General features: G+C 37.4%; 21 protein-coding genes. 10 read left to right on the top strand and 11 right to left on the bottom strand.

What is annotated here, in order from left to right; translation table 11 throughout:
- Positions 1–241: 241 nt before the first annotated feature.
- Positions 242–574 (top strand): pyridoxamine 5'-phosphate oxidase family protein, encoded by a 333-nt coding sequence (locus B1K71_RS00830; RefSeq protein WP_245799113.1) that lies wholly within the window; start codon positions 242–244, stop codon positions 572–574.
- Between the two features lie 747 nt (positions 575–1,321).
- Positions 1,322–1,915, top strand: a complete 594-nt coding sequence (locus tag B1K71_RS00825; RefSeq protein WP_077324137.1) for a dihydrofolate reductase family protein — start codon at positions 1,322–1,324, stop codon at positions 1,913–1,915.
- A 274-nt stretch (positions 1,916–2,189) separates the two neighbouring features.
- Here the strand turns inward: B1K71_RS00825 and B1K71_RS00820 are convergent, their stop codons facing one another.
- From B1K71_RS00820 to B1K71_RS00810, 3 genes are all read right to left on the bottom strand, one after another.
- The gene (locus B1K71_RS00820) at positions 2,190–3,443 is read right to left on the bottom strand and encodes an aminopeptidase (RefSeq protein WP_077324136.1); all 1,254 of its coding nucleotides are present in this window, start codon (positions 3,441–3,443) and stop codon (positions 2,190–2,192) included.
- Positions 3,444–3,576: 133 nt separating this feature from the next.
- Positions 3,577–3,864 (bottom strand): hypothetical protein, encoded by a 288-nt coding sequence (locus tag B1K71_RS00815; RefSeq protein ID WP_077324135.1) that lies wholly within the window; start codon positions 3,862–3,864, stop codon positions 3,577–3,579.
- 257 nt (positions 3,865–4,121) lie between these two features.
- Complete coding sequence (locus B1K71_RS00810; RefSeq protein WP_077324134.1) at positions 4,122–4,397, bottom strand: hypothetical protein; 276 nt, start codon at positions 4,395–4,397, stop codon at positions 4,122–4,124.
- Between the two features lie 521 nt (positions 4,398–4,918).
- Between B1K71_RS00810 and B1K71_RS00805 the strand changes: the two genes are divergently transcribed.
- Positions 4,919–6,121 (top strand): IS110 family transposase, encoded by a 1,203-nt coding sequence (locus B1K71_RS00805; protein WP_077324133.1) that lies wholly within the window; start codon positions 4,919–4,921, stop codon positions 6,119–6,121.
- 311 nt (positions 6,122–6,432) lie between these two features.
- On the opposite strand, the gene B1K71_RS00800 is transcribed toward B1K71_RS00805, so the two are convergent.
- From B1K71_RS00800 to B1K71_RS20340, 4 genes are all read right to left on the bottom strand, one after another.
- A complete protein-coding gene (locus tag B1K71_RS00800; protein ID WP_139343270.1) occupies positions 6,433–6,597 on the bottom strand; it encodes a Spo0E family sporulation regulatory protein-aspartic acid phosphatase in 165 nt (54 codons plus the stop codon).
- 872 nt (positions 6,598–7,469) lie between these two features.
- A complete protein-coding gene (locus B1K71_RS00795; RefSeq protein WP_077324132.1) occupies positions 7,470–7,691 on the bottom strand; it encodes a hypothetical protein in 222 nt (73 codons plus the stop codon).
- 305 nt (positions 7,692–7,996) lie between these two features.
- The gene (locus B1K71_RS00790) at positions 7,997–9,184 is read right to left on the bottom strand and encodes an MFS transporter (RefSeq protein WP_077324131.1); all 1,188 of its coding nucleotides are present in this window, start codon (positions 9,182–9,184) and stop codon (positions 7,997–7,999) included.
- A gap of 136 nt (positions 9,185–9,320) precedes the next feature.
- Positions 9,321–9,851, bottom strand: a complete 531-nt coding sequence (locus tag B1K71_RS20340) for a TetR/AcrR family transcriptional regulator (RefSeq protein WP_428848846.1) — start codon at positions 9,849–9,851, stop codon at positions 9,321–9,323.
- Between the two features lie 785 nt (positions 9,852–10,636).
- Here B1K71_RS20340 and B1K71_RS20065 point away from each other — a divergent pair.
- The 5 genes from B1K71_RS20065 (at position 10,637) to istB (ending at position 15,602) form a co-directional block, all read left to right on the top strand.
- Positions 10,637–11,299 (top strand): hypothetical protein, encoded by a 663-nt coding sequence (locus tag B1K71_RS20065; protein WP_245799112.1) that lies wholly within the window; start codon positions 10,637–10,639, stop codon positions 11,297–11,299.
- A 130-nt stretch (positions 11,300–11,429) separates the two neighbouring features.
- Positions 11,430–11,723 carry a hypothetical protein gene (locus B1K71_RS00775; RefSeq protein WP_077324129.1) on the top strand — a complete coding sequence of 98 codons (294 nt, stop codon included), beginning with the start codon at positions 11,430–11,432 and terminating at the stop codon, positions 11,721–11,723.
- Positions 11,724–12,247: 524 nt separating this feature from the next.
- Complete coding sequence (locus B1K71_RS00770; RefSeq protein ID WP_077324128.1) at positions 12,248–13,087, top strand: hypothetical protein; 840 nt, start codon at positions 12,248–12,250, stop codon at positions 13,085–13,087.
- A gap of 350 nt (positions 13,088–13,437) precedes the next feature.
- Positions 13,438–14,883 carry an IS21 family transposase gene (gene istA / locus B1K71_RS00765; protein ID WP_342742098.1) on the top strand — a complete coding sequence of 482 codons (1,446 nt, stop codon included), beginning with the start codon at positions 13,438–13,440 and terminating at the stop codon, positions 14,881–14,883.
- Entirely contained in the window at positions 14,880–15,602 is a 723-nt protein-coding gene (gene istB, locus B1K71_RS00760; RefSeq protein ID WP_077324126.1) for an IS21-like element helper ATPase IstB, read from the top strand. Before istA ends, istB begins: the two co-directional genes overlap by 4 nt.
- 157 nt (positions 15,603–15,759) lie before the next feature.
- Here the strand turns inward: istB and B1K71_RS00755 are convergent, their stop codons facing one another.
- Positions 15,760–15,948: a hypothetical protein gene (locus tag B1K71_RS00755; RefSeq protein ID WP_245799111.1), complete on the bottom strand. Its 189-nt coding sequence runs from the start codon at positions 15,946–15,948 to the stop codon at positions 15,760–15,762.
- Positions 15,949–16,455: 507 nt separating this feature from the next.
- On the opposite strand from B1K71_RS00755, the gene B1K71_RS20335 reads away from it, so the two are divergent.
- Entirely contained in the window at positions 16,456–16,542 is an 87-nt protein-coding gene (locus tag B1K71_RS20335; RefSeq protein ID WP_428848845.1) for a putative holin-like toxin, read from the top strand.
- 712 nt (positions 16,543–17,254) lie between these two features.
- On the opposite strand, the gene B1K71_RS00750 is transcribed toward B1K71_RS20335, so the two are convergent.
- A complete protein-coding gene (locus B1K71_RS00750; RefSeq protein WP_077324124.1) occupies positions 17,255–17,437 on the bottom strand; it encodes a hypothetical protein in 183 nt (60 codons plus the stop codon).
- Positions 17,438–17,554: 117 nt separating this feature from the next.
- On the opposite strand from B1K71_RS00750, the gene B1K71_RS00745 reads away from it, so the two are divergent.
- On the top strand, positions 17,555–17,830 hold the full coding sequence (locus B1K71_RS00745; protein ID WP_077324123.1) for a hypothetical protein: 276 nt from the start codon (positions 17,555–17,557) through the stop codon (positions 17,828–17,830).
- 120 nt (positions 17,831–17,950) lie between these two features.
- Here B1K71_RS00745 and B1K71_RS00740 read toward each other — a convergent pair whose 3' ends face one another.
- Positions 17,951–18,613 carry a class D sortase gene (locus tag B1K71_RS00740; protein WP_077324122.1) on the bottom strand — a complete coding sequence of 221 codons (663 nt, stop codon included), beginning with the start codon at positions 18,611–18,613 and terminating at the stop codon, positions 17,951–17,953.
- Positions 18,614–18,631: 18 nt separating this feature from the next.
- Positions 18,632–20,173, bottom strand: a complete 1,542-nt coding sequence (locus B1K71_RS00735; RefSeq protein ID WP_175631788.1) for a SpaA isopeptide-forming pilin-related protein — start codon at positions 20,171–20,173, stop codon at positions 18,632–18,634.
- Between the last annotated feature and the right edge of the window lie 210 nt (positions 20,174–20,383).

Below are 20,383 nucleotides of genomic sequence, written 5' to 3'. Positions count from 1 at the left end.
ATAAAATTAATTAATTTTATTGAAGGATGATTAACAATATTCACGTTTATTTTATCAAACATTAACAGTAACGCTAATCCACGATATGATTCATATATAATATAACCTTATATTATTGGGGGCGAAAACGGATGAAGATCATAAAAGGGAAAAGAAGTTTTGATCTCGATAAGTTTTTAGAAAAGCCATTATTTGCGCATCTTTCAACTTTGTCACTCGAAGGACCAAGGGAATCACCAGTGTGGTTTTTTGGAAGGATGAATGTCTTTGGATTATTGGAACACCTGAAGGTACATTTCCATTAAGGGTAGATAAACATCCAATTTGTGCTATTGGTATTGTGGATTTTGATCATACTACCGGTAAAGTATTACACGCGGGCTTCAGAGGAAAAGCAACTGTAGAACCATTCAATTATGACTTAGCGAAACTATTGTTAACCAAATATTTGGGTTTAAATGAAATGAATTGGGATTCCAGATTCAAATATCAAGATCCGCAAAATGTGTTCATTCGTTTTAAGCCTGATACTATCGTAGTTAGAGACCAATCATATATAATCAATGATGGATAGTAATACTCGAGGAGAGGGATAGATATTACTACCGTTGAACTCTCTCAACCAACGTTTCCTTTATTTTGCGAAATTAACTTGAATGCAAATATAGTTTCTCGCCAATTATTTATTCTTTGCATGCATTTTAGCCTTATACGCGGAAAAATAATCTCCGAATTATAAATTCATTTGTTTGTATATTCAACCTTACATTGAAAAAAATAAAAAAGGAAGAAATTACCTACTCCCTCTCTTGTAACTGCCCCCGCAACTGCGGGGTTTTTATCCGGATTTTTAATATCCAAAGTTTTATATTGCAGTACTTTGGTTGAACATTAATGGTGGCTATTCTAAAATATTAAGTTTATGTTTACGTTTTATATTACATATTTGTTTACATTACATAATTAGTTTCATAACCATATATGTTTATTTTTATTAAAAATCATTTTTCACGAATGTTTAGATCAATATCCGAATCACCAACAATAAGTAGGGTTCATATCCAATATGAAAAGAACTCCACGACATTTCTAGCAATTGTAACCCCCCTGTCCTCAAAATGGCTCTTTAAAGAAAAAGCGGGCGCAAGTCTTTTTCAATTCTTGCGCCCAATCGAAATAGTAAAGTAATAGTATTAGTTGTCCACGATAGCAACCTATAAGAAATCAAAGTTTATAAAAGTGTTATAATAATAAAGTAAAATAAGAGGCGTCAAGAAAAGGAAACAAAGTGACACATATTCACTTAAGAAAGGGGATAGAAATGGCAAAAATAGTAGTGATCGAACATTTAACCCTCGACGGAGTAATGCAAAGCCCCGGCCTACCCGACGAGGACACACGGGAGGGTTTCGAGTACGGTGGTTGGGCGGTGGCTGGGAATGATCCTTTCATGATGAAGGTACAGAGCAAATATATGAGCAGTTCATGGTCTTTGCTGGTTGGGCGCACCACCTATGAAGGTTTGGAAAAGGCCTGGGCCAATTCGTCAAAGGATCGTTCTATTTCCGAAGCACTTAGCAACGTAGAGAAATTCGTTACCTCTACCATCATGGTTGAACCGTTGCCCTGGGAAAACTCCATACTCCTAAAAGGGGAAATTCCTGAAACAGTTGCCCAGCTTAAGAAGGAACATAATAAGACTATAGTGATCTTCGGCAGCGGAAAGCTGGTCCGGTCATTAATGCAACATGATTTAATTGACGAGTACGTACTGATGATTCATCCGCTGGTTCTTGGTAAAGGACGCCGTTTGTTTCCCAGTGATAGCTCGACAGCACACCTCAATCTAGTCGATTCAGTAACCACGAATACAGGTGTCATCATTGCTACGTATCGGACAGCTCCAGAGCAGTAACTAACGTCTTGGAGAACGACCTTCAAATACAAAACACCCATTCACGCACAGGTAGTTTATATTTTTCATGTTTATCACTTCTTTACTAAATTTCCTTATTCAATTAAATGTCCCTTATTCGCGATATTGGGACGATTTTTATTAATTAATCGCGCCCGATTCTGGAACAATCATTTTCTGTCTATATTTGCTAAAGACCCCAAAACTGGCAAATAACCATCACCCCACTATCGTTATACCAAATTGTTGGCTTACCTGTTAAGGAGTAGCTAAATTAGAATTGGAAATCACCATCTTTCATTAGCAGGACTTCAATTCCACCTTCTTTAATGCCCACTACTTTCATATCTTCTGTACCAAAGGTCACATTGACTAACAAAAGTGAAGTATTCATACCCGTTGCCTTCAACCCTTCCTCAGATTGGTCAATGCCATTTTGAATATTGGAGGGAGATGCATTTCCGATTCCAATATGACAGGCCGTATTTTCATCAAACAAGGTATTGTAAAAAAGAGTATCTGCCTGAGAAAGGGGGGAATTGTTAGAAACCAAGGCAATTTCACCTAGATAATGTGAACCTTCGTCTGTTTCGATGAGATTTTGTAACACTTCTTGTCCCTTTGTGGCATAATAGTGGGTAATCCGTCCATCTTTAAAAATTAGATAAAATTCATCGATGACACTTCCCTCATAGATAAGAGGTTTAGCACCTGCCAATTTGCCTTTCACCTTATTTTTATGGGGAGCAGTAAATATTTCTTCCGTAGGAATGTTCGGAAAGAAAGGTATTCCATTTTTATCTATGACACCCCCACCGATATAGAGATGATTTTTAGGTAGACCAACTAATAAATCAGTTCCACGGCTATTTGTAAAATGCAGGGCTTCGAACTGGCTGTCGTTTAGAAACTTTTTCCGGGACTCGAAGGCTCTGTTATGATTTTCCCAGTCTTTTATAGGATTTTTTCCATCTGCCCGAGCTCCACGTAAGATTAATTGCCATAATGATTGCAGGGCTTCTTCTTTACTTAAGTGAGGAAATACTTTAGTTGCCCATGCGAAGTACGGGACAGCTAGAAGACACCAGCGAATCTCGTGGGATCTAATCTTTGCGTAATGAGCCTTCAATTTGGTGCGAGAGGCCTTTTGGAAGCGGCTCATCCGTTCTGTGGAAACATTCTTAAAGACATCTAAGTTCTCAGAAATAATATGGATGTAAGCAGCACCCGCATCGTCCCACTCCTTAAAGCGGGCAGCCTGCCAATCAGGAAAGTGATCAATGACACTATCTGCTGCATTTAAGTAAAATTCTTTGGTAGACTGTTCATCTGTCCAATCTATAAATACATTTGAAGCTCCTACCTCGTAGGCTACCGTTTGGATTAGACGTGCAAACGTAGCATGTTGTATATCACTATGAATAATCAATAATTGATTTTTTTGCAGATTTACACCAACTCGTACAGCAAGTTCTGCATAATTTTTTAACTGTGCTTCACTTATAAATTCATATATTCCTTTAATCACTTAATATCCCCCCGTGATGTTCTTATATAATTTTACTACTTAAAAGAATGAATTCATCCAATCTGGCTCTCATGAGCCAAGAAGAGCACAGCTCTTATTCGATAACTGCGCCCTTTTGCTTAAGACTGCACCATCATACTGTTATTGTTATACCAAATTGTTGGCTTACCTGCATTATTATGATTGCAAGCACAACGAGTTCAATAGTTACGGAAAATAAAAAGGCTACAGAAGTACGAAACTTAATTTGTAGGTAATATGCAATTAACCATATTGAAAGAATAGTAACTGGAATAATGATACCCGATGTTGTATCCATTACAGGTACTAAAACTAATCCAAACCAAGCCAAAAATAAAGAAAATCCAAAAAACAAAACACCCAGGATAACGTTAACACGATGTATCGTCTTTTTATTCACAGATTTACTTCCCCCCTTACCTATTGGTACTTCTATTCAACAAGACGAATTAACTTTTGTATACATTCTAACTTGCTGTTTTAATATGAATTATTTCATATTTCTGTCACTTGCACAATAATTCATTCTACATAAATGCCTCATTTGCGCAATACGGGCGCCGTTTCTTATTCCAGATAGGCGCCCGATAATTGAAGAATTTTATTTATATCCAAACAGTTTGCATAACGCCTATACATTTAAGGTTATATCTTTTATCAAATAACAACATACGTAGCAAAAAGATACATTGCCCCAATAATAACTGCAGTATACAGAAATGTTTTTCCAGTGACTCCTTTTGTTATTTGATCTCTTACCCTATCAAATACTCCAAAGACAAAAACCACCATCAAAACACCAAATATAATTTTACCCAATGGTGTCCTAAATGCATCATATGGATTATCAAACACAATCAATAAAAGTAAAATGTCCAAAACTCCTATTATTATCCCCACTATACTTAGCCTATTCCAAGTCTTTTCAGACATAGCATCACCTTCTTTCAATAGTGGTAGTAAAAAATCCTTGAATCGTTCATTATTTATTTTTACATTTTTTAAAACTATGTATTATATTTTGTTGCACCTTGTGCCCCTATACCGCGTCAAAATAACGAATAATAAATAGCTTTTCAAATTAGATTAGCGCGCCCTATATTATCCCTTCTCAGATCATTATGGATTGCCACTACAAAATTTTCGCTAACTGGCCCAATGATTCAATATCGGCGCCAATCTTATTAGAGATTAGCGCCCGATCGTATTATATGGTCAGCCGGTCATTGAACTGGTTGACCTATTTTTTATAGGTTTCATATGCTTGAGGAAGTCGGGGGAGGACGCTAGCGCCCGTGGGACTAGATCCCGTCCGCAATACTGTCCACCCCTTCCTTGTAGAAACATGTTTGAGGCTGGTTGGGACATGATCCCGTATAACAAGCGAAGCTATGAAACTACAAGGGATGTGAGGGGCGCACCGACGAATCTAATCAAAGGAGTTGTGATTACCTATGAATCCTGTCATCGGCCTGGATGTCGCAAAAGGAGAAAGCCAGGTTCAAGCCTTTTTACAAAGGAAAAAACCATATAAGAAAAGCTTTAAATTTGAACATCATCTACAAGGACTTCACGCTTTTTATCAGTTTTATCAAGAAGTGGAACAGGTTTCCGGACAACCTCCGGCTGTCATTTTTGAATCCACCGGGCACTATCATGAACCTGTGCTTCAATTTCTTGAGGATCAGGCTATAACCTATTATGTCATCAATCCGGTCATTTCCTATGAGGCTCGAAAAACAAGCCTCCGTAAGGTGAAAACAGACAAAATCGATGCCTTCCATCTGGGGGAGTTGTATTACAAAGAAGATCTGGAAGTGTTTCAAAGGAAAACCGAACAATACCTGAATCTGCGGCAATTAACCAGACAGCACAGCGCTTTAACGGACAGCTATGTTGAAATCAAACTTCAGTTTCAGGCTGCTTTGGATCAGATTTTCCCGGAGTTTCATAGCGTTTTTAGTAATCTTTGTGGCAAGTTGTCCCTGAACACTTTACTGCATTATCCGACTTCTGCGGATATTGAAGGGGTCTCTCAACAGGCATTGGCCACGGAGATGCGTCAACTCGGAGCAAGACGTTCCGATGCATGGTTTCTCGATAAAGCGGCTCAATTACAGGATGCGGCTGCCCGTAATCCCTTTCAAGAGCCAATCTGCCGTGGCCATGTCCTTAGCCTGCAGATGTACATCCAGATGATTTTTCAATACCAGGAACATCTATCCAAATTACGGAAGGAAATCAATGCCTTGGCCAAGACTTTTGACGATTATGCGTTGGTCCAATCCGTTCCCGGGGTCGGAGAAAAGATTGCAGCAACAATTATCTCCGAAATCGGGGGAATCGATCTGTTTGAACGCCCTAAGCAACTGGCCGCCTATGCGGGACTAGATCCAAGTGTTTTTGAGTCAGGCAAATTTAAAGCATCCATTAACCGTATCACGAAAAGAGGGTCATCAAGATTACGTCAGGCTCTTTATACGGCTGTGCAGTGCGGTATTGCCAAAAACCGAAACAAGAAACTTATAGCCTTTTATAATCGCAAAAGAAGCGAAGGCAAGCCTCACAAGGTCGCTGTGATTGCCTGTGCTAATAAACTTGTTCACTGGATCCATGTCATGTTAAAACGTCAAGAAGCCTTTGTAGATCAATCATGAGATGCATTTAAATTGCCAATCTTTTGAAACCTTATCAATTCAACGATAAGGGCTATTTGGCATGTCCGATTTTAGTGTAACATGTTTTTTTAAACTTTTTTACCTTTAATTGTTGACAGCTATTGGCTGGTATTATGGAATAGTCATTTCTCGTTAATTAGCTGGTATCGTATTGCAGAATAATGAATACCTTATGTAAAAAAGCATCCAATACCTCATCATTCAACAAGATATTGGACATTGTCTAGATAAAACCTATTTCGGAGAAACTCTTAATATTTAGTTACATTTGTCTGAATTTCTATCTAAATTTAGTTCCCTCGTTTTTTCAGCGCTCGGTCATATTTATTTAATAAAATATCCAAGCTCTGCGAAATAGATAAAACCTGTGGATCATTTGGATCGTTTTCATATGTTTTATACATTCTTTTCCTTGTTTCTTCTATCTTCCTTTTTAATTCTTTGATGCTACACAAACTTTCTTACTTCCTCTCCACCAATGTTGAATCTAATCCGTGGAGTGGAGATTTAAAACTGATTCAAAACTACATTGTACCCTTTTGAAATATAAATTGAGATTATTCTACTTCATAAGACTAACTTTACTGCTAGCATGTAACTTTCGTGAAGTAATTTTTTCACATTCGTGATACACATATTCGGTTTCAATTACAGCTATTCTTCCACCCTAGATAAAATTCTTCGTTATCCCTCGCATTAAATAAAATTGATTCCGACTCTCACCAAAACAATACTAAATTCCTGATTCTTTATATTTAGAAATTATTTATCCGCCCCCACCTTCATATATTATTTTGTCTCGTAGTTCCCAGGTCCAAGAATTTTCGTAATAACACTGATGATGCCGTTTTATTAATTAGTCAATTTCAAATTTAATTAAGAGATAACTTAGTACTTGATACCCATCTACTCGTTATATAAACATTCACGACTAGCAAAACCCAACATCTTAGTCAGAATACTACGTATATTGACAATTTTCTTTTATAAAGATAAAATTTAAGAGAGGAGTGGTTTAATGGGAATAAGTAAAAGATATTGTCATCTATGCAGAATTCCAGTATCGGTCAACCCATTCAATTTGTGTAGTAAATGCCTTGCTGACAGAAACAAGGTAATTCACTACATCATGAAACACCCACATTCATCCATTAGACAGGTTTCGATTGATACACAAGTGCCATTCGATAAGATTCAGAAACTTGCATCCTTAAAACATCACTCTTAAACTAAATAAATTAACTGTTAAATGGCCTTACAATGGAAATTGGGACGCTGTCCTTTTTTCCAGAACAGCGCCCGATTATGGAGCAATTCCAGTAAGATGTCAGTTTCTTTTCATTATATATAAACCTATAAAAATTGTTATTACCACCAAAATAATTGAAATTATAGGAACAGACATCCCTCCGTAGCTTACACTGGCTCCTCCTTTCACATAAGCTGCTGAACGCTGAATTGAATTAGAAAGCTGGTCAAATCCAATTGCTATTACAAAAGTAAGAAGGGAAAATCCGATTAAGACTAAACCTAACGTTCGTTTGTCCATATTACTTCACCTCAACTGAACGTTTAATATTCTTCGGGATTGACATAACGATAATAATATTCATGACATAAATAGGCTGCCAAGGCAGTCGATTGTTGTTCAATTTTTGCGCCCGATTGTTGAATAGCATGACTGACGTTTTTAAACAACTTTATTTTTTTGAAACAACATGCCCATCAAGCTAACACCGGTGAATGGCTTGAGTAGAGCATTTCAGGAAATTTGTATGTAAGACATATTAGTAAACAATTTAGTCGGCTCCTGCACAATAAGGAGCCGACTAAATTTATACTTTTTTTACTGTTTTACGAAGATCCATGTTGTTCATCTGCTCTAATGTTAGACGTATGTTGCGCTCTGCTCTTGCCTCGTAAAAATGGCAGCAAGGAAAGTAGACCAAGAATCGCTAATAGCGCACCAACCCACAAAGGTGACACAAGTCCGTATCCAGCGTCGATGGTTAATCCACCAATCGCGGAACCGATAACGATACCTAGGTTAATGACAGAGGTATGAATTGTGTTAACCAGCGATCCAGTGCCGGCAACCCGCATCACGCGGGTTGCCATAGCGGGATTCATTGGCACCCCCACTAGTCCGACCATGATAACGGCAATCATAGTGGTAGTTGGGCTTTCGGCAAAGAGGCCGAAGATAACCAATGCAACGGCAAGTGTGACAAGTCCGATGGTTAGAATAGGCATCATATAGTGATCGGCGAGCCTGCCGGTGATAATATTTCCGATAACGGTTGCCACACCATAGATCGCCAAGAGAAGTGGAACCATTTTGGTGGAGAAGCCTGTGAGATTTGTCAGGATCGGTGAAAAGTAACTGAACGCAGCAAATGTAGCACCAATGATCAACATGCTGGTAGCGTAGGCAGCCCACAGATTCCGATTCCTGAAAGCTCCCAGTTCACTCCGAATACGGACCGATTCCGGCTTGGGTGATGAAGGAATAGACACTTGCCCTAACAATCCCGACAGAAGAACCAGGACAACAACCGCCCAAAAACTCGCACGCCATCCGAAGTACTGGTCAAACATCGTTGCTGTTGGCAGCCCTATAGCGGTGGCGACCATTAGACCTCCAAGGACAATGGAAGCCGCCCGTCCGCGTAACCGGGGACCGACAAGGTTAAAGCAGATTGCAAGTGAAACACCAAAGCAGGCAGATGAGGAAATACCAGTGATCACCCGTGCAATCAGCATTACCTCATAGTTGGGGGCTACCGCACCAAGGATCTGCCCGACAAGGAAGACTAAGGAAAGTGCAAGAAAGGCTTGTTTCCGTGGTATCTTCAATAGTCCGACCGTCAACATCGGACCGCCTACAATCATACCAGCAGCGTAGGCAGAAATAAGGTATCCGATGGCTGCGATCGAAACCTCGAATTCTTCCGAGAGCGAGGGCATCATTCCGGCCACCATGAACTCGGATGTAGTCTGGGAAAAGATCATAAGACCTAACACGTAGATAGCAAATGGCATAAAAACAACTCCTATTCTTTATAAAAAATCTATGTATTGTAACGATCAGTACAAAATTAGACATAAATTATCTAAGTGATTAAAAACAAATTAAAAGGTCTCTTGTAAGAAAGATCAAGGGTATAGCAACACGGTGTCATAGTGCTGCCAGTGTACCCTCAACAACATCCAACAAGGCATCACGGTCTTGCTCGACTTTGGTAAGTACACGTAGTCCATAATAGCTGCTCCTGAAAAATCGGGCCAGTTCCAAGGAAGGACGCTTGGAAGTGATTTCACCTGAGCGTTGTCCAATTGCTATAACGTGGCATAATGCCTGTTCCAGACGTGCGAAGTGATGACGAACTGCACGCGCAACCTCGTGATCTTTCCTTCCACGCTCCATTGCAGCATTAATTGACAGACAACCTCTTCGATCTGGATCATTCAAATCAGTATCGATCACCCACTCCATTAAAGCGCGTAACCGGTCTTTAATAGGACCTGGATGTTCCAGTATTTCTAGTTGTGCTTGAAGACCTAATTCGACATACTGTAGCAGAGCTTGCTTGTAGAGATTTTGCTTGCTCCCAAAAGCATTGTACAGACTCCCCTTACCAAGACCTGTACTTTTACATAGGTCCTCCGTTGAACACGCATTAAAACCTTTAACCCAGAATACGTCCATCGCAGCTTCAATCACTTTCATATCTTTAAATTCTCGAGGTCTTCCACTCATGGAATTCATTCCTTTCTTGGTCCAGTAATTTTCATTTTAATGAAAGTCACATATCTACACTCTCCTACCATACAGAAGATATTTGTAATACTATTATAGATATTTTTGTACTGAATAGTCAAAAATATTACATAGCAGGATAACCCTTTCAGTAATTTATTCACAAAATCTGTTCCAGACTAAATTGACCCACAAAATGACTAAGCTTACTAATTTTCAGGGCATGATAAGATAAGCCCTAGATATCGTCTTTTTCGTTTTGTAGGTGATTATTTTCGTTAGCTTGATGGGCATGGGGTATCGCCAGCAAAACGCGGGAAACGTACTTTAAGCAGAAAATCTAAAAATGTAGTCTTCTTAGCTTGCTTTTTTTGGTGACTATTTACAATTTTTGTTTTTCATGATAATAGTTTAGTAGGTTGAATAGTCTAATATTTTAAAGGGGAGGAAGAAATCAATCATCAGGATATTCAATAAATAAGGGAGTGGATAATTTAAAACTTAAAAGAATTGGAATCTTGTCATTAGTATTAATAGCGATTTCCACTACAGCTTATGCTTCAACCCTTAAAAATGTAGTCGTTACTAAATACAAACTTATTTTAGATAAGAGTTCCTCCCCAACATCAATAGAATCCTCTATAGAATATACAAAAGAACCTTCACCATAGTAGAAAATTATTCATGTATAGGGAGTCAAAAACATGATGAAAAGAATTCTGTGAGGTGAATGTATGTTCCAATGGCTTACAGAGGTCGATAAACCTGTTGTTAGTAAAAATAAGGATACACATAGTGGTCTTAAGATAGAAAGATTAAGGGAAAATAATAATAAAAATGAAATTTCCAATATTTTCTCATTTATTTCTTCACCAGATATTATATTTAATATAAACTTTCTTACGATGCTACGCACTCCTACAAGTTTTTCGTTGAGTGTAATTTTAAATGAAATTGCGCCCCATTATGAAAAGGTACAAATGATAAAGATGAATGACATTGTTACAAAAATCAATCTTAAATTCCTGAAGAGTCATTCACAAAAGCTATTAAAGGAAGCCCTATTTAAAGAAACAAAAGATAGCATAATAAATGATATTTATAGGACCGATAAGCTATATATTCCATCGCATGAAACAAAACTTAAATATTTTAAAGTAAAGAGTAAATACATACAACCTGTCTCACATACCGACTTTGAAAGGGTGATGGACTTTATCGATAGTTCCTTTCTATCGAGTGGTGAATCATTCTCGTTAAGACCCTCTGGATGGGTACTAGAAGATGGGTTAAGAAATTCAATCGCGATTAGAACCTTTTCTTCCTTTTCAAAAGAAATAATTTTGGTAGTTGACTCAATAGACAATACAGTTATTGCTGTGGATATATATAAATAATTGAACTGAAAAAGGAGATTTGTAATAACATTCACCATCCTCTTCCAATGAATTGTGATACTCGTCTGCTATTGTGGGAAAACCGTAAAGCCTAAGTCAAGTATAATCATTAGAAAAAGGTAGGGAAAATATGAAAAAGAAATCTACTCATTTGAGGGCACTAGAGGGAAAAAGTAAGAGTGAGAAAAAGAAGATCAGAAAAGAATTTGAGGAAGTTAAGGAGAGGTTAGAGAAGGCACAAGCTAAATATGTACAAAAACCTAAGAGACAAAAGGCGACTACCAGTAAGGCTGAGAATAAGAAGTGGGAACAGAAAAGGAAAGATAGATATAATCAAAGAGTTTGGAAAGGTTGGCGTGACAAGGACATGGAAGAATACCCAGTAAAAACATACAACATTAAAGATATAGAAAAGGATACTTAGTGAACTGGTGGAGGGCGTAGACCCAAGGTCAAGAAACTAATCAAATATAACTCTTAACGTACGTTTCCCGCGTTTTGCTGGCGGTAGCCCGATAAGAAATAGAAATTATTCTGCTGATATTAATTGAGAAGGTCTCATCAAAATTATATAAAGATTTTTCAAGTATCGAACTTGAAAAATCTTGCTTTTCTTCGGGTTGCTGTGATGTCTTCCTACGTCTTTTCATCCTAGCATGCCGCGGTCACTGTCAAGGCATGCTCGAACCTCCTTCCGACGAAGGAAGGAGGTGAACATGACCGACGTTATCAACACTGTTTCGTCTGTGATCGTAGCAATTTGCTTCGTGATCGGGACGGTGTACACCGTTAAGGGGTACAACCGGGAGCACGCCCGAAAGGGAAAGCACCGGAAGTAACCGAGACCGGGGAGAAGGTTTCGTCCTTCTCCCCGGGTTTACTCCTAGATGGGAGATAACCAACGACATCTTTTAAAACATTCAATGTCAATTTAATCGGGGGGGTTCAATGAAACGATATGAAAACCAATCCTTTTCAGAATTAAAATGGAGATTTCATAAACCAAACTATGTACTTATTGCATTCGATGAATTCGATTTATTTTATAGAGGGTTTTATTCGCTTGAACAAGACTTAGTAGATAAACATCTCTATAGTATTACAACACCAGATATGGTTCTAAAAAATGAACAGGATGAAGAATTATGGCTTAATAACTACAAATGTGGTTATGGAGGTACAGGAGCACATAATAGTGAAAGTCTTTTAAAGAAGTGCAATATCCCAAATGAGTTTATTGATAAGGTTTTTTCGCATGATGTTTTTGAATTGAAAAGACACAATGATTTGTTCAACTTCAGTGGCGTTTCTAATAGCGTGTTTAGAAACCAGTCATTCTCTTTAAACAATGTATATTCCGATGGTGAAAAAATTATTTTTATCCAGGAGGCCGATCCATTTAATCGTAAATTGAACACCACTAGTCAAGATCGTATGTTTGATTTTATCAGTAAATATAGACAATTCTTTTTGTCCACCATTACTAGAATAAGTATTTTTCCAACAAAGCAGGATGCGGTTTCTAGGGGTTATTATAAAAAGAATATATATAGAAATCATAATAAAATATTTCAACTCATTATTGAAAATGAATATGAACAAATGTGGCTTAACCCACTCTTTGAAAAGAAGTCAAATGTATTGTTAGAACCTGAAATCCAGAACATTTTAGAGGTATTAGATGTTACTGTTAATACTAAAGTTCGCCCTAAATTAGAGTGGGTTAAAGAAAATATATTTAATCATGCTGCAGAGCCATTAGTTATTAATGTTGAACAGAAGGGATAATTCCCTTCTGTATTTTTACATCTTTGTTCATTTAGAGTACACCCTGTACATACAAAATGAAACCTATCAATTTTTCATTTAAATTGCGCAGTTTTAATATTTATTTTGCACGAACAACAAATAAAGGATCATACATTTTAAGCAAAACTAATGGATGATCCTTTTATATTTCTTCAACAAAAGCTACATATTTGTGTAGTGCAATATAGAAGTACAGAGATGTGCAATGAAAACGTACATAACTCTGCACTTCTTTTTTAGATAAAAAAAAGCCTTGCCAGCCATCCAATATAACTCTACTGTAATTGGTGTCGAATCAAACACAGTGGAGGTCGAGAGGATTGCTAGCAATGACTAAAATCAATCATATCAAAACTTTACGAAATCATGAAGACGTTTCTATTAATGAAATCGCTAATCGAGCTCAAGTGAATTGGCGTACCGCCAAGAAATATGCGGATGAAGAGCAAGTCCCAAAAGAAAAACAGATGGCTCGAAAAGGAATGATGTATGAGGAACATTGGGGAGAAATCGTAACGGACTGGCTTATAGAAGATCGAAAACTAAAGCCAAAACTGAGAAGGAAAAATAAGACCATATTTCAACAACTTCAAGGTCATGGGTTTGAAGGGTCCTACCGGACCGTCTGTTATTTCATTGCTGAGTGGAAAGAAGGAAAGAATAATTCAGAGGAAATTAAAGATAAAAATAGTGAAAGGTTAAATCACCCCCCGGCTGAAGCCCAAGTGGACTTTGGAATAACTGAAGCTGTTAAAGACGGTAAATTTATCGATGTTCATTGTTTAGTGATGAGCCTACCTTATAGTAATACAGCTTTAACTGTTCCTCTCCCGGGGGAAAATCAGGAATGCTTTTTATACGGGTTAAAGAAGATCTTCGAGCGACTGGGTGGAGTACCGCGAAAGCTTAGAATCGATAATTTGAAAGCCGCCGTTATTAAAGCAAGGGATAAGGATGGCGAAGCCATCTTTACAGATGAATTTCTTCAGTTCGCTAATTTCTATAGATTTGAAATCCAAGCGTGTAATGTGCGTAAGGGGAATGAGAAAGGGCACGTTGAAAATAAAGTAGGATATGTAAGATATAACTTCGTTACTCCTTCTCCAATCATAGAAAGCTATGAGGATCTAACCAATATCTTAAATGAAAAACTAGTACAAGATCGTCAGCGAATTCACTACTCAAAGGAAGTCCGTATTCAAGAATTGCTTGATGAAGAAATGAACCATGCCCTAGCTCTGCCGGAGGAAGATTATCCAATATTTAAAGAAACGAAGGTGACGGCTAACAAGTATGGAGAAATCACTATAGACAGCAAGAAGGAGCATATTCCTAAAGGATATAATTTTAGTTATCTTCATCTAGTACTTTATTGGGACCGTTATAAAGTGGTCTCTCCTTACGGAGAAATTCTTCACTCGGACTTTCGTCCATATATGAACAAAAGCCGAAATATTCCTTGGCTTTCCATTATGAGAGCCTGGGCGTCCAAACCAAGATCAGTTCCTTATTCAAGATATAACCCATATTTGCCAGGGCGCATAGCAGCTTATCTAAATATTGAATCACTTACTTTACGAAAAGAACGATTGCATTGGTTGATCAGCCTATTAATCAATCATGATATGGAGGAAATTAATGAAAGGTTTTATGATCTCCTCCAACACCAATCTGAAAGAATCTCTGATTCTACTTCCCATCCTTACGACGTTGATTGGTCCAAATACGACCTATTACAACCAAGCGCGAAAGAGGATGGTGAGCAGCGAATATGAACATTAGGGATATGTGTAAAAGCTTACGATTGGCTTATGTAGCTGACATTTACGAAAAAATTCCATTTGAAAATGAAACGCAATACTTAGAAGCACTCTTCCGTAAGGAATTTGAATTAAGAGAAGAAGCAAAAGCTGAACGTCTGATTAAAAAAGCAAAGTTCGTTAATTATAAAAACCTTGCGGATTTTCAATGGGGAGATCAAATAAGGTTTCCTCCTCAGCTAGATCGTACTGAATTGATAGATCTACACTTTATTTCTCCGAAAGAGAATGTAGTTCTAACAGGTTCTCCAGGTACAGGGAAGACTCATTTAGCGACAGGGTTAGGCCGGGAGGCGTGTAAGAAAGGCTATGAGGTCCGATTCTACCGAGTGTCTGATCTAGTTGATATGTTAGAAAGAATGTGGAGAGAAGGAAAGCTCCAACAGTTTAGGAATCGCTTTAAAAAAGTGGATCTAATCATTTTAGATGAGATGGGATACATTCCATTTAGTAAAGAAGGAGCCGAGCTGCTTTTTCAACTCATCACCGATTGGTATGAACAGAAGAGCATCATAATCACTTCAAACCTGGAATTTAGTCAATGGAATCGTATTTTTGTGGACTCGAGACTTACGGCAGCTTTGGTTGACCGGGTTATACATCATGCCCATGTACTTACATTTGCGGGAGATAGTTACAGAGTCAGCCATGCTTTATCAAGGCAAAACAACTGAACAAAATCGGCTGGCAAGCTTATGTATTTTTCATTGCATTATTATGTACTTTTCTATTGCAAAACACAATATTGTTGAATACTGTAATAAAGATAATTTTAAAAGCCAATAATAGTAATCTTCCACTATTGCCCCCTATAATGGATCATCTATTGACTCATAAAAATTCTAGACTTAATCCTACATAAATTAAAACTGAAACAACCGCAAAGCCAGAAAAGAATAATCCTTTCTGAAACTTTGTCCAATTTTTCATCCAACCCCAACGTTTTCGATCCACATCCAACCAAAAGAAATCGACTAATACTGCTAATATCACAATCAATAAAGCTGCGAAGGTACCCAAAGAACATCCCTCCATTTTTATTCTTATTTTAACTATACCATTATTAAACCAAATAATTCCAAGTTAATTGAGTAGTCATTTTATTGAGTTATCTCGAATTCATGTCTTCCAGATAATGGCCCGATTCTGGAACAATTCACCACATTTAATTGTATCAAACTTTTTTATGAATTATCGAACTTTATTTCAAAGCAACACAAAGTTTTATATTGCTGTACTTTGGATAAACATAAATGTAATATATTACATTTATGTTTACGTTTAATATTACATATTTAGTTAAATAACCATATATGTTTTTTTATTAGTTTAAACTTATTTTTCATGAATGCTTAGATCAATATAGGGGCTAATAAGTAAAAGATAAATAAATCCGCAAAAAAATTAGCACAATATATTCTCTTGCTAGAACTTTACATGCTATAATGCAGATACAATAGGATAAACGCATAGAGGGCAGGCAGCAATCCCTTTCAGGAAACTTCCTGAGGAGGGGAGGTGTTGCCGATGGATATATCAAATGTGCTTAACCTTATGATTTCTTTTGGGGTTTTGGTTGTATTGATTATGTCCAATAAAAACGAAAAAAAGTAATCCCTCATATGCGTTTGCGGCGCTCAGGGATTACCTTTCTCTAGTTGCCTAACCCTCTATAACGAGGTTAAGTCCTATTGTACTAGCCGTTGACGTTACCGCGTCAACGGTCTTTATTATTGTATGATCTTCTACATATAGTATACCCGATTTTTCTAAAAATGAAAACAGCATTATCTTTTGGAGTGCTTAAAGGAGATCACATACGTTATAGTAATGGTCTGACACTTTGTCAATTTTTTATACTTCCAAATATAAGCCTTTTCCATCTATTTTGGAAAAGGCTTATATTTTTTTAATAAAACTTACCAATCTTTTGCTTTTGAAGGCATAATATGAAAACCAATAAAGATAGCCAAAACCACGCCTTCTTCAAAAGAGAAGGATGGAGAAATATCTAGTTATCAACGCCCTGTCTCTCGCCCGACAGAAGTAAAAAAATCTGCTCATTTTTCGGAACGATTCTACAAAAGAACCGCCCCGAAAATGTAACAGGATTTAAGTCAAAAAGAAGCCTATCAAAACTAACCAGTCCTTACATCTTACTACACCCATGATTAACTGGTTATGCTCTAATATCTTCGCCAATAATTATAAACTAATAAAAATAATTATTAAAGTCCCAGAAGAATACATATAACCAATAAAAGGAGGGAATGGCGAACGATGACGTTGATATTACCTATATTCGATTTCTGGTAACATCAAAAATTCATTCAGCATTGATGACCGTGATATAAATCGATTTCGTTTGACCCGTCATATTGGTGAACATGAATGTCGTCACTATAACAAGCACCAAGTTGGTGATTGGGTTCATCAACTCCATGAGAAGCGCTTCAGGAGGCAGAACCATTCTGGATTGCATTGCCTTATAACCAGGCATATTTTGCATGAGTAACGGCCCCTTTTTTAAATCCTTCGCTATTGGGGTTTCTTTTATCCCCCAATCTGAATTTTTTATTTCTGTATGTTATATTAACTCCAGGAAACCAACAAGGGGTGATACAATATGATAGTACAACATAATAGTGAACGGAAATGCACAATAGGAGGTTTAATATTTTACAAAGATAATGAACGCCAGAAAAAAATTTGGGAAGTAATTCACTACAAATTAGATGATTGGTGTGAATATGAAGTCTATCACGTAGATGGCATGGGGTTAATACCTAAATTGAAGGCTTATTTGTACGATGAAAATTATAATGTTCTTCACTGGGTTGTTATTTATGGAATCAATAATGATTCTGTGAGGATTGAGATATTTGACCAGGAACCAAAATAAAAAGGAGACCTCAACTGTGTAAATAAATATAGGTTTTTATCTAACCCTATGGCAGGACCTTGCAAGTCAGCGAAAAAACAACAATAGAGGACAGTACTCCTGCCCTCCCTGCCTATGAGCTTATTTAATTAGTTTGGATTGGATGATATACCGCTCGGGTGCACTGCCCACATAATCGAATGGATAGCACGTTGTTAGGGTCAAAGTTGGTTTTTTCTTTTTTGTGATTACTGTTCGATCGTCTGGTTCTGTTATCCATATTTTTGTAATTTGGTAGGAATAAGTTTTCCCCTTGTATTCCAATGATAATTGGTCACCCACTTCAAGTTCTCCCAACTCTGTGAAAACAGTATCCCGATGCCCGCTTAACACGGTATGTCCACCTTCTAAGTTTGGAACTGTTGTCCATTTACTAACATACATGCCTACACCTTTTTGAAGTGCTACTGAACCGGTACCCCAATACACCTCAAACACAGAATTAATTTCGGGAATAATCAATTCTGCCATATGCTTTCCTTCCGAAAAATCACCGTTAAGCGTTGAAAAGCTTTTTGATGCTTGCGGACTTTTTTTGGTACCACTATCTTTATCCTTTGCTCGATGTTTTGGAGTCACCTTTTTTTCACGCTCCGACTGACTCTTTTTGTTTGTAAGTGTACCTGCATCGATTGCTTTAACGGACTGGGTGCTTTTCCACCATTCATAGGTGTTCCAAGCACTAAATAATAATCCAAAGGCTATAAGTGTAATCGCTAAAAGTTTTATTTTTGACCCCACCATTATTCCTCCTTTGGAAAATTAGTTAAATCGTTTCTTCCGGAAAAAGAATAATATTGTGCCAACAAGTGCGATAGTAAGACCGGTTGCTGCATTTGTCAGACTGTCACTTGATGTTTTCGGCAGCTTTCCACCGATTTGTTCCTTATCCCCTTTATCATTGTTCTGGTCATTATTTTCTACCGGGGTTTCCACATCCTTTTCAATTGCCTGATCCGCAACTTTCTTTTTAATCACTTGTCCGTCTGATTTAATTTCAAATTGGAATTCGTTTTCATTCAAACTGTAGCCTTCAGGTGCTTTTATTTCTTTGAATGTATATTTGCCATAAGGTAATTTCATAGAAGCAATACCATCTTCATTCGTGACAATTGTGGATACCTCTTCATCTGCTTCATTGTAAATGGTAAATTCAGCACCTTGTAATGCTTTCTTTGTTTCAGCATCTACTTTAATAATTTCCAAGAGACCTTGAATGCGTTCGTTTTTTACCGTTAGAACCGTCTTTTTACCGTTTTTCACGTGAACATCGTATTCTGTTTCGTTTAATGTATAACCTTCTGGCACTTTTGTTTCATATACCATGAAATCACCAGGTTTTAGATTTTCAAAAACTACCAAGCCTTCTTCATTTGATGTACCTTCCGCAATAACCTCGCCTTGACTGTTTTTGACCTCAAATGTTACACCTTGAAGCGGATTACCTTGTTTATCCACCTTCTTTACAACAAGGTCTCCTGCTGCTTCCCATGATACAGCAACTTCCGTTGATTTATTTTTAGTAATTGGGATTAATTCAACAACATCTTGAACATCGTGAGGTGTGCCTTCATATGCCATCGTCCTTGTTTTTTCTAGTGCGCCGTCAATTGTAATAGAAAAATTACCACTTTGTGCAGCATTAAAAATTACTCTGAAACCTTCTCCAACATTGAACTTTTCTTTCGCCACACCATTTCCGTTAACGACTTTTGCTTCCTTTGGAGCTCCTTGTAAGGAAACACTATATGTTCCCTGATCTCCAACGACCTGAATAACTGGAGTCACATATTTTCCATCAGCTGGTGTTGCTTTAACTTTCTCATTCGACACTTTCAAGACAGCCTTATCTGAATAATTAAGTTGCTTAGCCTCATTCAAAATATTTCTAGCTGCCTCTTCAATACTGGCATTATGAAATTTCAGATCTGACCAAGCAAAAGCCCCGCTTGCAATATACAAAGCAACCTGAGTGGCATATAGCGCTTTGTCGTTATTCAACCCCAAATTATTTTGGGGATAACCAACACGCAACACATTTGCTTCAAGCTCACTCACTGGTCCGATTGGTTTAAGGTTCTCTCCTCTAGGCGTATCATAATTTGGCGACAAACAGTAAACCAGATTTCCGTTCGCATCTTCCTTTACATATGTATAGAGCCAGCCACCATTATCGCTGCGTGAAACCCAACCTTCACCAAGCGGTTCGGATACAGGGTTAATAACTTTTGCAAAACTGGTTTGTGCAAACAAACTAAACAATAGCAAAATTAACCCCAATACTGAAAATACCTTCTTCCCCATGTAACCTCTCCTTTTCCCGAAAAAATGTAAAAACTCACCATATTCATAATACATGACCATTCCATTTATTACCACAGTATTAATATTTTGTAACTAAAACATTACAGATAATTGCCAAATGAGAAAGGACAAGGAATAGTCCCTTGTCCTCGTAAAAAATTCATTTCTATTTATGGAATCCCAGCATGCTTTCAATATACTGCCTTTTTT

Origin of the sequence: Virgibacillus siamensis (assembly GCF_900162695.1) — a bacterium.
In the GTDB taxonomy this organism is placed as follows: Bacteria; Bacillota; Bacilli; order Bacillales; family Amphibacillaceae; genus Lentibacillus; species Lentibacillus siamensis_A.
This window is presented reverse-complemented; position numbering and strand designations above follow the sequence as displayed.

Bases quoted from the DNA above. Each gene is read 5' to 3' on its own strand.
- B1K71_RS00825 (WP_077324137.1), top strand. From the start codon at position 1,322: ATGGCAAAAATAGTAGTGATCGAACATTTAACCCTCGACGGAGTAATG.
- B1K71_RS00810 (WP_077324134.1), bottom strand. From the start codon at position 4,397: ATGTCTGAAAAGACTTGGAATAGGCTAAGTATAGTGGGGATAATAATA.
- B1K71_RS00805 (WP_077324133.1), top strand. From the start codon at position 4,919: ATGAATCCTGTCATCGGCCTGGATGTCGCAAAAGGAGAAAGCCAGGTT.
- B1K71_RS00795 (WP_077324132.1), bottom strand. From the start codon at position 7,691: ATGGACAAACGAACGTTAGGTTTAGTCTTAATCGGATTTTCCCTTCTT.
- B1K71_RS00790 (WP_077324131.1), bottom strand. From the start codon at position 9,184: ATGCCATTTGCTATCTACGTGTTAGGTCTTATGATCTTTTCCCAGACT.
- B1K71_RS20340 (WP_428848846.1), bottom strand. From the start codon at position 9,851: ATGGACGTATTCTGGGTTAAAGGTTTTAATGCGTGTTCAACGGAGGAC.
- B1K71_RS20065 (WP_245799112.1), top strand. From the start codon at position 10,637: ATGTTCCAATGGCTTACAGAGGTCGATAAACCTGTTGTTAGTAAAAAT.
- B1K71_RS00775 (WP_077324129.1), top strand. From the start codon at position 11,430: ATGAAAAAGAAATCTACTCATTTGAGGGCACTAGAGGGAAAAAGTAAG.
- B1K71_RS00770 (WP_077324128.1), top strand. From the start codon at position 12,248: ATGAAACGATATGAAAACCAATCCTTTTCAGAATTAAAATGGAGATTT.
- istA (WP_342742098.1), top strand. From the start codon at position 13,438: ATGACTAAAATCAATCATATCAAAACTTTACGAAATCATGAAGACGTT.
- istB (WP_077324126.1), top strand. From the start codon at position 14,880: ATGAACATTAGGGATATGTGTAAAAGCTTACGATTGGCTTATGTAGCT.
- B1K71_RS20335 (WP_428848845.1), top strand. From the start codon at position 16,456: ATGGATATATCAAATGTGCTTAACCTTATGATTTCTTTTGGGGTTTTG.
- B1K71_RS00750 (WP_077324124.1), bottom strand. From the start codon at position 17,437: ATGCAAAATATGCCTGGTTATAAGGCAATGCAATCCAGAATGGTTCTG.
- B1K71_RS00745 (WP_077324123.1), top strand. From the start codon at position 17,555: ATGATAGTACAACATAATAGTGAACGGAAATGCACAATAGGAGGTTTA.
- B1K71_RS00740 (WP_077324122.1), bottom strand. From the start codon at position 18,613: ATGGTGGGGTCAAAAATAAAACTTTTAGCGATTACACTTATAGCCTTT.
- B1K71_RS00735 (WP_175631788.1), bottom strand. From the start codon at position 20,173: ATGGGGAAGAAGGTATTTTCAGTATTGGGGTTAATTTTGCTATTGTTT.